The organism is Sorangium sp. So ce887 (assembly GCF_051521455.1).
Classification (GTDB): Bacteria; Myxococcota_A; Polyangia; order Polyangiales; family Polyangiaceae; genus Sorangium.
Map to the genome: position 1 here is coordinate 9,197,986 of NZ_CP150354.1, position 13,857 is coordinate 9,211,842.

The 13,857-nt window shown below is 73.2% G+C and carries 7 protein-coding genes; 3 read left to right on the forward strand and 4 right to left on the reverse strand.

Annotated elements, in window-relative coordinates:
• Nucleotides 1-67: 67 nt before the first annotated feature.
• The 3 genes from WMF36_RS34405 (at nt 68) to WMF36_RS34415 (ending at nt 5,527) form a co-directional block, all read left to right on the forward strand.
• Nucleotides 68-1,132, forward strand: coding sequence for a YihY/virulence factor BrkB family protein (locus WMF36_RS34405; RefSeq protein WP_437575029.1), 1,065 nt, complete (start codon nt 68-70; stop codon nt 1,130-1,132).
• A gap of 205 nt (nt 1,133-1,337) precedes the next feature.
• A complete protein-coding gene (locus tag WMF36_RS34410) occupies nt 1,338-3,287 on the forward strand; it encodes an ATP-binding protein (protein WP_437575030.1) in 1,950 nt (649 codons plus the stop codon).
• The gene (locus WMF36_RS34415; RefSeq protein ID WP_437575031.1) at nt 3,284-5,527 is read left to right on the forward strand and encodes an ATP-binding protein; all 2,244 of its coding nucleotides are present in this window, start codon (nt 3,284-3,286) and stop codon (nt 5,525-5,527) included. Before WMF36_RS34410 ends, WMF36_RS34415 begins: the two co-directional genes overlap by 4 nt.
• A 250-nt stretch (nt 5,528-5,777) precedes the next feature.
• On the opposite strand, the gene WMF36_RS34420 is transcribed toward WMF36_RS34415, so the two are convergent.
• The 4 genes from WMF36_RS34420 to WMF36_RS34435 all read right to left on the reverse strand — a co-directional run bounded on the left by WMF36_RS34420 (nt 5,778) and on the right by WMF36_RS34435 (nt 13,854).
• Nucleotides 5,778-8,024 (reverse strand): DUF3160 domain-containing protein, encoded by a 2,247-nt coding sequence (locus tag WMF36_RS34420; protein WP_437575032.1) that lies wholly within the window; start codon nt 8,022-8,024, stop codon nt 5,778-5,780.
• A 100-nt stretch (nt 8,025-8,124) separates the two neighbouring features.
• Nucleotides 8,125-9,225, reverse strand: a complete 1,101-nt coding sequence (locus tag WMF36_RS34425; protein WP_437575033.1) for a PAS domain S-box protein — start codon at nt 9,223-9,225, stop codon at nt 8,125-8,127.
• Nucleotides 9,222-9,629, reverse strand: coding sequence for a DUF7793 family protein (locus tag WMF36_RS34430; RefSeq protein WP_437575034.1), 408 nt, complete (start codon nt 9,627-9,629; stop codon nt 9,222-9,224). Before WMF36_RS34430 ends, WMF36_RS34425 begins: the two co-directional genes overlap by 4 nt.
• A gap of 268 nt (nt 9,630-9,897) precedes the next feature.
• The gene (locus WMF36_RS34435; RefSeq protein WP_437575035.1) at nt 9,898-13,854 is read right to left on the reverse strand and encodes a type I polyketide synthase; all 3,957 of its coding nucleotides are present in this window, start codon (nt 13,852-13,854) and stop codon (nt 9,898-9,900) included.
• Between the last annotated feature and the right edge of the window lie 3 nt (nt 13,855-13,857).

The following is a 13,857-nucleotide window of genomic DNA, read 5'->3' on the forward strand; positions in this document are numbered from 1 at the left end:
TCTCCGGAGCCGGGAGCGCGCGGCGGATGGTATTGCGCCCCGCACCAGGGAGAGCGACGCTGCCCCCGTGCCTGCTCCGATCCGGCGACATATCGAGCGCCACCGCGCCGCAAAGGCGGTGTGGAGCGTCATCGTCAGCCTGGATCGCCACAACGGGCCGCGGGCCGCGAGCGCGATGGCCTTCGACGCGTTCCTCAGCCTGATCCCCCTCGCCGCCTTCGCCGGCTACGTGCTCAGCCGGACCAAGGAGTGGTCGGACCTCGTGGCGCGGCCGCTCCTCCAGGCGGCGCCGCCGGAGGTCGCGAACCTCGTCTCGGAGGAGCTCCTCCGGCTCTCGCAGTCGTCGGCGGTCGCCCCGATCAGCATCACCGGCTTCCTCTGGATCACGTCCTCCGGGCTCTCGACCGCCATGGGCGTGTTCGACACGATCTACAACACGCGCGAGCGCCCCTGGTACGTGCGCAGGGCGATCGCTGCGGCGTGCGTGATGGCCAGCCTGGCCGTGGTGCCCGTGGTCGCCGGCGTCGGCGTGCTGATCGGCTCGCTCTCGGGCTCGATCGGCGCCCGGATCGTCGCCTTCGCCCTCCCCGCGGGGCTCGTCACCTGCATGGTGGCCGCGTTCTTCAGGCTCTCGATCCAGCGCCCCAACATCGAGCGGCGCCGGGTCTTCCCGGGCGCGGTGCTCACCGTGGTGCTCTGGTCGGTCGTGTCGACCCTCTTCTCGCTCTACGTGACCACGTTCGGCCGCTACGCCACGTTCTACGGGAGCCTCGCGACCGTCGCGATCTTCCTGTTCTGGCTGTGGCTGCTGGCGCTGGCGCTGCTCATCGGCGGCGAGCTGAACGCGCGCCTGGAGCGCGAGCGCGACGGGGTGCTGTCGGTTCCGCCCCCGGGCAAGTGGAGCGCGCTGGCGCTCTCGGACCTGGCCCAGCTCTCGGACCTGGCCCAGAGCGAGACGCCGCTGCCCCAGAGCGAGACGCCGCTGCCCCTGAGCGCCACGCTGCCCCACGGCGCCACGCTCCCCCGCGGCTCCACGATGCAGCGCCGCGACGGCCAGGGCGCGGGCGAAGCGGACGAAGGCGAAGAGCGCGGCGCCCCGAGCTCGCCGCCGCAGCAGCGGGCCGCGGGATAGCGCGGCGCGCCAGGAGGCCGCCGCCCCCGGCGGCCGCGCGCTGAAGGACGGACGGCCGCCGCCCGACGGCTCGGCTCGGCACGGGCGGTGAAAGCTCCGTCGATCGTTCGCCGCTCGGCGCTCACTCGGCGCGCATTCGCACGGTGGGTGCGCGCACTTCGCGCAGGGGAATGTCGAGGGCGGGCGTGAGGGGGAGCAGTCGAGCGTGCACGCGCACTACGGAGCGGGGGGTGACGGGGGCGGCAGCCGACGCGCCGCGCCTCTGCCAGGAGACGCCGGGCTGTACTTTCTGGGAGCGCTGCACGAGCTCGTCGCCGTCGGCCTGCACCGGCCGGCCCTCGAGGCGCTGTGCGCGGGGCAGCGCGACCTCGCGGAGCCCCCCATCGACCGCGCCTACCTGATCAAGATCCTCGACGAGGAGATCTGCCGCCAGTTCGGGCACCCGCTGCGGCCGCTCATCGAGCTCGTGCTCAACGCCGCCGACGCGGCCCGCGCGCCGCAGCCGCTCGTCGACGTCGCCGTCAACGACGGGCGCGTCGACGTCAGCGACACCGGCGCCGGCATGGGGCTCCGAGCAATCCTCTCACGGCTGCTCATCCCGTTCGCGACAGACAAGCGCCCCGGGATCGATCTCGGCCGGTTCGGGGTCGGGTTCTTCTCGGTGCTCGGGCTCGGGCTCTCGGACCCGGAGAGCTTCAGCCTGCACGTCACGACCGGCGACGGCATCGAGGGGTGGGCGATCCGCGTCGTGGCCTGGCCCAGCGCGGGCGACGTGGGCGACGCGGGCGACGCGCCCGAGCCCACCCCCGAGGTGCCCGAGCGCGCCTGCGGCCGCGCGTCGCCCGAGCTCACCGCCGCGCTGATGTGCTCGGTGCGCCGGATCGCGCCGCTGCTCGGGACGCGCGTGCGCGTCACGTCGTCGCTGCTCGAGGCGGGCGCGGTCCGCGCCTACCTGCGCGACGCGCTCCACTTCTTCCCCGCGAGCCGCGCCCTCGTGCTGCTCGACGGCGCGGCCGTGAACGACGGCCGGCTGATCTCGGGCGGGCAGCTCATCCAGGAGCGGATCGCGCGCGCGCCGCAGACCCCCGGCGACTGGCGCGCGTCTTCCGCCGGGGCGGACGACCCCGACGCGGCGAGCGGCCCGCGCGCGCAGGAGGAGCGCGACGGCCTCGAGGAGGAGCGCGACGGCGCGCTCCTCGCGCGGTTCCACGTCGGCGGGCGAGGGCTGCTCCCGAGCATCTCGGCGGCCACCTTCCATGGGGGGGTCAAGATCGACGCCTGCCTCGCCCTGGCCGAGCTCGCGCTCATCGATTTCCCGGCCGCCGTGGAGCTGACCGAGGGGCGCGACGCGCTCAAGATCGGGCCGGAGTTCACCGCGGTCGCGACGGCGTTCTACCGGCGGCTCATCCAGCTCGCCGCGGCGAGCGGCGAGGGCCGGCGCACGCGCGACCGGCTCGCCGAGATGGCCGCGCAGATCAGCGCGCTCATGCTGCAATCCGCGGGCTGGGACGAGGTGGCCCTCGATCTCGCGCGCGCCCTGCTCGGCCCGGGGCGCTGCATGGTGACCCCCGAGCGGCGCGAGGCGCTGCTCGGGTTCCTCGGGCCGAGCGTCGCCGATCGGCTCTTCGTGCCGGAGAGCTTCTGGGCGGAGCGCGAGTGGCAGCCCCACCTTCCCGGCGAGCGCGAGCTCCTCGAGGACGAGCTCGATCTCGATCCGCCGGAGACGCTCGCGGCCCTCGCGCGGCGCCGCGGCGACCTCGCGGGGCTGCCGCTGATCCTCGCGCGCGCGGCGAGCCCGCACACGACCATGGTCGCCCTCTGCCGGAGCCGGCCCCAGACGGACCGCGGCGCGGGCGCCGCGCCTCCGCCAGGGGCTCCGGGCGCGCCCCCGCTCCCCGCCGCTGCGTGGCGACGCCCGGCTGGACCGCTGCCGTGCCTCGGCACGCGCCGGGTCCTGCTCATCCGCGACGACAGCGCGGCGGTGCGGCGTCCCTCGGGCTGGTGCGACTGGTACGCGCTGAGGGCGGCCTTCGATCGGGCCTCCGGGGTGCGCGAGGCCGATCTCGAGCGCGATCTCATCGTCGGCGAACCCGTGGACGGGGCGGCCTGCGCCGCGCCCCGGCCCGGCGAAAGGACCTCCGGAGGCGAGCCATGACCCAGATCTCGTACGGGCTTTTCTCGGAGCTGCTCCTCGTGCGGATCCACGGGCGGGCCGAGGCCTACCTTCAGGCGAGCAGCGCGGAGCGCCTCGCGCTCGTCGCCGCCTGCCGCAGCGAGGCCACGGTGCCCGACCTCGCGCAGCGCATCCTCTCGCGCACCATCTATGCGCAGGCGTCGTCGCGGATCGGCCCGCTCCGCGAGCTGCTCCAGAACGCGCTCGACGCCTCGCCCCCCGGCGCCCGCATCGATGTCCGCTCGACCGAGGACGGGCGCGAGATCTCGGTCACCGACCAGGGCCGCGGCATGAGCCGGACCGAGCTCCTCGCCGACCTGCTCGTCCCCTTCCGGAGCGGCAAGGCGGGCGAGCCCGACGCGATCGGCGAGCACGGGATCGGCTTCTTCTCGGCGCTGGAGATCGCGCCCTGGATCGAGGTGGTCACGGCGACGCCCTTGGGCGGGCACCGGCTGCTCGTCGCGCCGCTCGGCGCGGGGCCACCCTACGAGGACTTCTCGTGGACGCTCCTGTCCCTGCACCGCCTCTCGCCGGCGCCGCCGGACGACGGCGGCCCCGCGCGCGCCCCTGCGCCGCCGCGCCGCCCGACGACGGGCACCTCGGTGCGGCTCTCGCTCGCGCAGCCGATCTCGCGGCCGGCGCTCGCCGCGGAGGTCACCGCGGCGGTGGGGCTGGTCGACCCGGCCGCCGCGCGGATCTACGTCGACGGCGCGCTGGTCAACACGGCGCGGGCGCGCCTCCGCCGCGCCGCCGAGGTGCCGCTCCGGCTCCCGCCGTCGGGCGCGCTCTGCGGCGCGCTCGAGCTCCTCGTGGGCCGGGGCGACGGCATCGAACCGCAGCTCACGATCACCCAGAAGGGGCTCACGGTGGCGACGCGGATCGACCCCTTCCCCGGCCCCGAGCTCGGCCTGCACCGCGAGCTCGCGCGCGCGATCACGGCCGCCGGCTTCGGCCTGGTCGCGGAGCTGCCGCTCGGCGTGCCGCTCAACAAGGGCCGCTCGGCGGTCGCGGCGAGCGCGTCCACGGCGGTCGAGGCGGCGCTCGTGGCCGCGTTCGAGCGCTTCATCCTGCGCGACGCCCTGTACGACCGCGAGCTCCTGCGCGCGGTGGATCACCGGCTCTCGTCGGTGCTCGACCGGTTCGTGCACGCGGCGCTGCTCGGCGAGACCCTCATGATCGCGTCCGCCCAGGGGGTGGACGAGCTCGATCCGGCCGCGCGCACCCCCACGGTGGCGGCCCCCGAGCAGGTCATCCGCTTCGCGAGCGGTCTGCTCGACGCGCCGCTCTTCCGGTCGCTCGTGGTCGACGCCGGCCAGCGGCCTCCGGGGGCGGCGCTGTCCCCGCTCCTCGGCCAGCTCCACGTTCGCAGCGCGCCGCTCACGCTGCGCGAGCTGCTCCAGGCGCACCGGGCCGGCGTGCTCCGCCCGCTCGAGACCGCCCCGCCGGGCCCCGGCCGGAGCGCTGCCCGCTGGCCGCTCGGCGCCTCCGCCGCGGCGCCCGGGGCCGCCGCCGGGCGGGAGGCGCCCGGCGCGCGCCCCGGGGAGCTCGTGTACCTCGCGCTCGACGAGCCGCTCGCGCAGGCGTTCTGGCGGCGCCTCGCGAGCGAGGGCGCGGCCTCGCAGCCCCTCGAGGCCGCCGCGGCGGCGGCGCCTACCCGCGCGCCGGGCGCCGCGCCGTGCCCGATGCCCCGCACCTCGCGCGACGCGCTCCTGACGATCGCGGCCGAGGTGCCCGGCGTCCGCGCCGTGGCCGCGGCGATGACGGTCATCGAGCGGCTCGACGCGGTGATCTCGGAGTCGGCGGACCTGACGCCATCGCCGATCTGGGTGCACCAGGATCTCTACGGCCCCGACGAGATGGCGCACACCGACGGGAGCGGGATCAGCGTGAACCTCGCCTCGTCGCGGGTGCGGGCGCTGCTCACGGCGGTGCTCCTGCGGGACGACGCGATCGCCTTCACCGCGCTCACCGATCTCCTGCTCCACGAGAAGACGCACGTCTCGCTGGCGAGCTACGTCCCGCGCCCCACGGCCGAGCACGGCACGAGCTTCTACCGCCGCAAGGACTGGATGCGCCGCCGCCTGCTCGCGGCGATCGCGAGCGGCGCGGTCGCCGACCCGATGCGCTGGCTCGCGGTGGCGCGGCGGGGGCTCGCGAGCGCGGCGCTGCCGGCGCCGGCCGAGCTCTCGCGCGCCTTCCAGTCGGCTGCAGCCGCGGCGTGAGGCGCGCTCGGGCTCGCCTGAAGCGATGTGCGCTGGCCCCCTGTGGAGGCGAATCCAGCTCGACCCGGAGGATGTCCGGAAGCCCCGGTGTGGGGTGAATTGAAGCTCGAGCCTGGAGGCCGATGCCAGCGGCGACACACCGTACGTGGCTGCACGGCAAACCGTGATCACGGTGACGCGTCGGCTGGCACAGCACGGCACAGATTCCCGAGGGGCCAGCTCGCGCCGGCGTGGCCCCTGGACCGCGAGATCAGCGGGAGACGAGGTCCTTCATCCAGGCGACGTCGTCGGGCGTCGTCTCCAGGATGTCGCCGGCCCACTCCTCGTCGGTCATGCGCTCGAAATCCTCGGTGATCTTCTCGAAGTACGACGAGGCGAGCCCCACGAACGCGCGCGGCGTGCCGCAGGGATCGGCGGTGACGACCATGAGCCGCGGCAGGCCGGTGCCCACGTGCAGCACGCGTCCGACCGGCGCCCCGCCCTCGTCGGTGGGCTGGGTGTGCACGTCGGCGATCGTCGGGTCCTGGGTCACGCTCTCGAGGACGTCGAAGAAGAGCTGGGCGTACCAGCCCTCGGCGCCCGCCGGCGAGCCGCAGCCATGCTGCACCCGGACCGCCTGGTTGATGAAGGCGAGGTGCTCCTCGGTGAGGGGCAGCCCGGCGCGCTCGTTCGCGGCCATCTCGCCGAGCGTCCGCGCGACGCTGTGCAGCCGCGCGAAGTACGCCGGCAGCCGCTCCGTGAGCCACGACGCGCCCGACAGATCGAGCGACTCGACGACGCGGCCGCCGTGCTCGGCCAGCTCGGCGATGCGCGCGTAGAACGCCGGGTACGGGTCGACGTAGGCGTCCGGGAAGTCGCACGTGGTGCCGCCCGTGTACGACTGCTTGGCGTAGAGCAGGGTGTCGTGCCGGAGCTCGGCCCAGGAGGCGAGCTGCGTGTTGAGCAGGCGCCGGCCCCACGCCTCGGTCTTGGCCACCTCGGGCAGCCCCGCGGCGTCGGCGAGCGCCCGCGCCGGCGACAGCTCCCGCAGCGCGCCGAGCCAGCGGTTGTAGAGGTTCTTGCTCCAGAACTCGCCCGGGTGCGCGTCGACGAGCACGCGCATCATGTGCAGGTCGGGCGCGTAGGGGAACTGCCCGAGCTCGGGCGCGAGCAAGAGCCCCGCCTGATCGTTGCCGAGCGCGGCGAAGCCCATGTCGAGCGGGTTCGGCATCATGCGCTTGACGGCGCCGCCCTTCACCCGGTCGTAGACCACGTTCGAGAAGACGTGCGAGTCGACGACGTACCGCTGGCCGAGCAGCGCGAAGCTCGACGACAGGGGCATCGTGCCGTTGTCGAGGCCGTTGATCATGATGTGGCTCGAGATCCGCTGCGTCCCGTGGCCCTTCTTCATCACGACCTCGACGATCGTGTCGTCCGGGACGCCGGCGAGGCCGGCGGCGTCGCTGAGGCCGAGATCCGCGAGCAGCACGTCGAGCTCGGGGAGCGTCATGTAGTCGCTCTCGCCGACGAAGGCCTGGATCGCGTCGTCGATGCGCGTGTAGCGGTCGAGCGTCTTCTCCTCGGCGAGGGCGCGCAGCACGTACGCGCCCTCGAGCTGGCGCCGCTGGAAGACCTGCTTGCCGTCCTCCTGGGTCTCGAGGAAGCGGAAGTCCACGCGGCCGAGCCACATCATGCTGCGGAAGTAGCGCCCGAGCTCGGGCGTGTCGGTGTAGTGGCCGCGGGGCTTGAACTGCGAGAAGTCCATGAGCCGGTCGGAGCCGAAGAGGCGCACCGCGCCCATGCCCTGGTGGGCCTTCGCGCCCTCCACGAGCTCGTCGATCTTCGCGGCGTCGGCGCCCGCGACGGGCGCGACGGGCGTGTCGGTCAAGACCGCGAGCGCCACGGCCGTGTAGAGGTCCGCGTCGGCGCGCGCCTCGGCGCCGAGCTCGCCGCCTCCGCCCGCGGCGAGCCGCGCGCGCATCTCGGCGAGCATCGTCGCGAGCTCGGGGGCGAGCGAGGCGAGCTCCACTTGCTTCAGGATCGCGTCGTACGAGCGGTGGACCGCGTACAGGATGGAGTCGGCGGACACGTAGAGCGGGAGGTCGAGCGCGTAGATGCTCTCGTAGCCGTAGACGAAGGTCGGGAAGCTCTTCTTCTCCGAGATGACGAAGCCGTTCGCGGACAGCTTCGCGAGCTCGTCCGCGTCGAGTCGGAGCGTGGTGTCCTGGAGGAGCGACAGGCGGTCGGCGTCCGCCGGCGCGTAAGGTAGGCCCGAAGCGAAGGCGACGCGGTACTTCGAGGCGAAGTCCGCGTCGGTCATGCTCGCCGAGGACTCCCGCTCGGCGAGCAGCGCGCTGAGCTCCGCCTGCTGCTCGGGCCCGAGCGGCGCGGACGGCGCGGGCGGCTGCTCGGATTGCGTGCCGCCGGTGCCGGACGGCGGGCGGCCCTCGATGGAGCAGCCGCCGGCGAGGGCGAGGAGGATCGGGACGATGGAAAAGTGAAGGAGCGTCCTGGGCATCGTGTTCCCCTTTCGGAGCGCGCCTCTCCGGAGGCGCGGCGAGCCCGACATGGGCAAGGACGATGCCGGGCTCGCAGTCGCGGCCACGTCGCCTGTCAGATCAAGCCGGCTTCTGGAGCTGCTTCATGGCGTATCCAATGCCGGTCTGCAACGAGCCGAACGTGTAGATGCCACCGAGGTTGAACTCGAGCTCCATGAGCGCCACGGCGACCTCCGGCCGGATGCCGGTCAGCACCACCTGCGCGCCGAGGAGCTTGACCGCCTTCACCGAGTTGACGATGCCCTGCACCGCCCGCGCATCGATCTTCCGCACGCCGGTGATATCGATGATGACGATCCGCGCCTCCCGCGCCACGACGCCGTTCAGCAGCGTCTCCATGATCTGGATCGAGCGGCGATCGTCCACGGAGCCAATCACCGGCATGGCCAGGATCTGATCCGCGATCGGCATGAGCGGCGTCGAGAGCTCCTCGAGCAGGAGCGCCTGGGTCGCCACCACCTGCTCGAGGCGCTGGCGCTCCTCCTCCTCGAGGCGCTTGCGCTCGGTGAGATCTCGCGCGACGCAGACGAGCCCCTGGCTCTCCCCGACGCTGTCGGCGATGATGGAGGTCGAGAGAGAGACAGCGGCGATCTCCCCTGTCTTCTTCTGGAACGCCGTCTCCTCGATCAGGACGCTGCTCTCGTCATCGCCCATGACGCAGGGGAACGCGGCCGGAAAGATGCTGCTCGCAGGCGCGCCCACGAGCTCCTCTGCGGCGTAGGCCGACAGGCGGCACGCCGCGGCGTTCACGCTGGTGATGGTGCCCGCCTTGTCCACCACGACGACCAGATCGCTCATCGACTGGAGGATGTTATCGACGTACTCCCTGGACACCACCCTGGAGGAGAGCTCCTCGGCCACCATGTTCAGGCCGAGCGCCAGCGCGTCCCAGGAGTCGCCTCGCTCGCTGATCTCCGCTCGCTTCGAGAAGTCGAACGACACGATGGAGTTGAGCATCACCATGATGTCGTTGAGCCGGCGCTCCAGCCGCTCCTCCCTCGCTCGCCGCTCGAGCACCTCCTCCACCAGCGCCTCGGCGGCGCGATTCGCCAGGTCGAAGCTTGCTCCGCCTGGGACCGCGCCCTCCGCTGGACTCGCCCCGAGGAGGATCGAGCAGAGCTCGGCAACACGAGAGTCGGTCGACTGCTCTCCTTCGCTCACGAACGGAACCCTTTCAACCACTCGACCGCGGCCGCCTCGTCGGAAAAAATCTTGGACGGGTTGGCGCGTCGCCCGTTGATCGCGCTGTAGACCGCGAGCCAGATGTTCGCGATCGTCGTGCTCAAGGGCGAGTCGGTCAGCATCGCCAGAGCAGGCCAGCTCGCGATCGACTCGGGGCCCCCATAGTAGGATCGGGCGTCGCGGTCAATCGCCTTCACCTTGGTGAGATCGACGAGCGCGGGCCGCCGCACGCCGTCGCCGATCGCGCAGATACCGGCGATGACCTCTCGGGCGATCTGGAGCGTCTGATGGGTCCCGGGCGCGAACTCGACCCGAATAATCCCGTTCACCTCGTCGAGCCAGATCTTACCGGACGAGAAGGTTACCACCGTGCTGTTGTCCACCCTATTCTCCTCACGCCGGCCATCCGCTCGCGGAGACCATCCGGCCGCGAACACACCGGAACGGCCGCTCCGTACGGGTGCCCCATAAACTTCTACCGTAATTCTATCGGACAGAGTAGCGTTTCATTGTAGACACATCGGGGCGAGCAGCACAGCTGCACGCCCGAGCAGACGCGGAGCGAAGGATCACAGGAGTGCTCCATGTACTCCGCTCTGCCTGCTGCGCGCGGCGCGGCCACCCGGGGCCCCGCGCGCCTCACCGTGGTCCTCAGGGGCGGATGTCCGCGGCGAGCAGGCACTCCCGGAGCCGCTCTGCCAGGACCCTGACGTGAGGCTCCCGGAGCATCGTGTGATGAGATCCCGGTACTTCATCGATCTCGATCGGTTGTGACGAGATCCCATCCATGGGCTGATAGAGAGTCCCGTAGGGCTCGGTCGCCGGGCCAAAGGGGCCGGGCGGCGGCTGCTCCGCTGCCCGGAAATAGACCACACGACCACCATAACAGGGCATCACGTAGGAGCGCGCGGCCCGCCCGTGAGCCGCCCCGAGCCGCTTGACCGCGGCGGCGAAGCCCGGCGCCACGCCGCGCGCTGCGCCGAGGACGAGCTCCGTCAGCTCGCCCTCGTCGAGCCGGCAGAGCTCGTCGTACGCCATCCCGGGGCGGGCCATCCTCGCGGACTCGACGAGCTGCCACAGCCGGCGCTCAGGGCTGCTCGGGATCGAGATGTAGCCATCGATCATGGCCAGGAGCGCGACGCGCTCACCGCACCTCACGAGCTGGTGGGCCATCTCGAACGCAACGAGCCCGCCGAGCGACCAGCCGCCGAGCAGATAGGGGCCCGCCGGCTTCACGGCCCGGATGGCCTCGATATAACGCGCGGCCATGTCCTCGATCCGCTCGTCAGGCGCGGCGCCGTCGTCCAGCCCGCTCGCCTGGAGGCCGTAGAAGGGCCGCTCCGTCCCCAGGTGGCGAGCGAGCTCGGTGTAGCAGAGCACCGGCCCGCCGAACGGGTGGACGCAGAAGAACGGCGATCCCTCGCCGCCGGGCCGGATCGCGACGAGCGGCGACCTTCGCGGCGCTCCGCCGTCCTCGGGCGCGCGCTCGCCGCCCGGCGGCGCGGGCAAGCTCAGCGCGTCCAGCGCGCGCTCGGCGAGCGCCGCGACGGTCGGATGCTCGAGCAGCAGGTTGATCGGCAGCTTGACCTTGAAGCCCAGCTCGATCCGGTCGCGGAGCTCCAGGCTCATCAGCGAGTCGAGCCCGAGATCGAGCAGGCTCGCGCCCGGCGCGATCTTCCCCGGATCGTCGAGCCCCAGCGTCTGCGCGGCGGAGGTCTGCAGCCACCCCTCCATCGCCCGCCGGCGCTCGCCGGCCGGGGCCGCCCTGAGGCGCTCGACCAGGGCGACCGCCGCCGCGCCGCCCGCGTCCGGCTCGGGGGCGGGCGCGCCGCCGGACGCGCGCGGGGCGGCCGGGGCGTCCGGCGCCTCCGGTCGCTCGCGCTCGATCCAGTGCCGCGTCCGCTGCCAGGCAACCGTCGGCAGCGAGACGCAGCGCCCTCCAGCCGGATAGAGGCGCTTCCACGCGACGGCATGGCCGTGCGCGTGGAGCGCCCCGAGCGACTGCAGCAGGCACCGCCGCGCCGGGAACCCTCGCCGCAACGAGAAGACCGCATGGGCCTCCGCCCCCCGCGCGGAGAAGCACTGCTGGAGGTGGCCGGAGAGGACGGGGTGCGGGCCGACCTCGAGGAAGATCCGGTACCCCGCGGCCAGCGCGGCGTCGACGGCGCCCGCGAACCGCACCGGCTCTCTCATGTTCCTCGCCCAGTACGCCGGATCGAGCTCGCTCCCCGCGACCGGCGCGGCGGTCACCGAGCTGAACAGGGGCAGCGCCGCCCTCCGCGGAGAGAGCCCGGAGAGCGCGATCTCGAGCTCGCGATCCAGCGGCGCCATCTGCGCGCTGTGGAACGCGTGGCTCACCGGTAGCAGGCGGCAGTCCACCCCGTCCTCGCGCAGGCGGCGCAGCACGTTCGAGAGCGCCTCCTCCTCGCCGGCCAGCACGGCCGAGCGCGGATCGTTGACGGCCGCGATGGTGAGACGATCGCCCGAGCCCTCGAGGACACGCGCCGCCTCCTCGGCCGGCACCGCGACGAGGGCCATCTTCCCGCGGCCCTTCGTCCGCTGCATCAGGCGCCCGCGCAGCACCACCAGCCGGACGGCCTCCTCCAGGCTCAGGACGCCCGCGAGGTGCGCGGCCGCGACCTCGCCGACGCTGTGCCCGACGACCGCGCCGGGCCGGATGTCCAGGGACCGCCAGAGCTCGGTCATCGCCACCTGGACGGCGAGGAGCGCCGGCTGGGCCACCTCCGTCTCCTGCAAGCGCGAGGTCGCCTCGGGCGCATCGAGCTCGCCCAGGAGCGACCAGCCCGCGTGGCGCCGCACGAGCGCGTCGCAGGCCTCGAGCGCGGCGCGGTAGCTCGGCTCCTCCGCGAAGAGCTCCCGGTGCATGCCGAACCACTGCGATCCCTGCCCCGAGAACACGAAGACCACGCTGGCCCGCGCTCCCGGCTCGGCGACGCCCCGGGTCGCCCCCGGAGGCGCCTGTCCGGCGACGCAGGCGTCGAGGGACGCCGCGAGCTCCTCCCGAGAGCTCCCCACCACGGCCAGGCGGTGGTTGTGGTGGCTCCGCCGGACGCTCGCCGTGTAGGCGATGTCCGCGAGGCGCGGAGACGCGCCGGTGACCGGCTCGCGCAGGAGATCCCGGAACGCCCGTGCCGCCGCGAGGAGCGCCTCCGGGGTCCTCGCCGAGAGCGGCAAGAGCACGACCGGCGCCTCGCCCGCAGAGGCGGCGGTGCTCGGCGGCGCCTCCTCCAGGATCACATGCGCGTTGGTCCCGCTCAGGCCGAACGCGCTCACGCCGGCGAGGCGCGCGGCGCCGCCCGCCTTCCACGCGAGCTTGCGCGTGGGGATGACGAGCGACGTGCCCTCCAGCTTGATGCGCGGGTTGAGCGCCCTGAAGTGAAGGTTCGCCGGGATGGCGCCGTGCTGGAGGGCGAGCACGGCCTTGATCAACCCCGCCACGCCGGCGGCCGACTCGAGGTGACCGATGTTCGTCTTCACCGCCCCGAGGACACACCCGGCCTCCGTCGCACGCGGCCTCCCCACGACCTGCGCGAGCGCCTCGATCTCGATCGGATCCCCCAGCGACGTCCCCGTCCCGTGCGTCTCGACGTAACCGATCTCCGAGGCCTGCACGCCGGCGTTCTCCAGGGCCTGCTTCAGCATCGATTGCTGGGAGAGGACGTTGGGAGCGGTCATCCCCGTGGAGCGGCCGTCCTGGTTGACCGCCGAGCCCCGGATGACGGCGCAGATGGGATCGCCGTCGGCCTGCGCGTCGGAGAGCCGCTTCAGGAGCACGAGCCCGCACCCCTCGCCGCGAACGAAGCCGCTCGCCTCCGCGTCGAAGACCTTGCATCGGCCGTCCGGCGAGAGCGCCCCTGTCGTCGAGATGAGCCGCATCATCACGGGCGACAGGATGACGTTGACCCCGCCCGAGAGGGCGAGCGAGCACTCGCCGCTCCGCAAGCTCTGGCACGCGAGGTGAATCGCGACGAGCGACGACGAGCACGCCGTATCGACGGTCAGGCTCGGCCCCTGGAGGCCGAGCGTGTAGGACAGCCTGCCTGACGGGAAAGAGAAGAAGTTGCCCGTCATGGCGTGGATGTCCTGCGCGCCGGGATCGAACGCGCCGCACAGGTGGGCGTAATCGTTGGTGCTCATGCCCAGGAACACGCCCGTGCGGGTCCCCACGAGCCGCTCCGGGACCTGCCCGCCGCGCTCCAGGGCCTCCCAGGCCACCTCGAGCAGGAGGCGCTGCTGCGGATCCATGGCCATCGCCTCCCGGGGCGAGATGCCGAAGAAGCGCGCGTCGAACAGGTCGACCTCCCGGAGGAAGGCGCCCCAGCGGACCGCGCGCGCCCGCGGATCCGGGGCCTCGTCGGGCGCCGGGTCGAGGCGCCACCGCTCAGCGGGGATCTCCGTGACCGCGTCCACGCCGTCCTCGAGCAGCCGCCAGTAGGCCTCCGGCGTCGACGCGCCGCCCGGGAACCGGCACGCCATGCCGATGACGGCGATCGGCTCGGACCTGGCGCGCGCGAGGGCGTCTCGCTCGGCTCGGAGCTCCCGGATGGTGGCGATCGCTTGCCGTAAACGAGCCTCGTAATCTGTCACCGG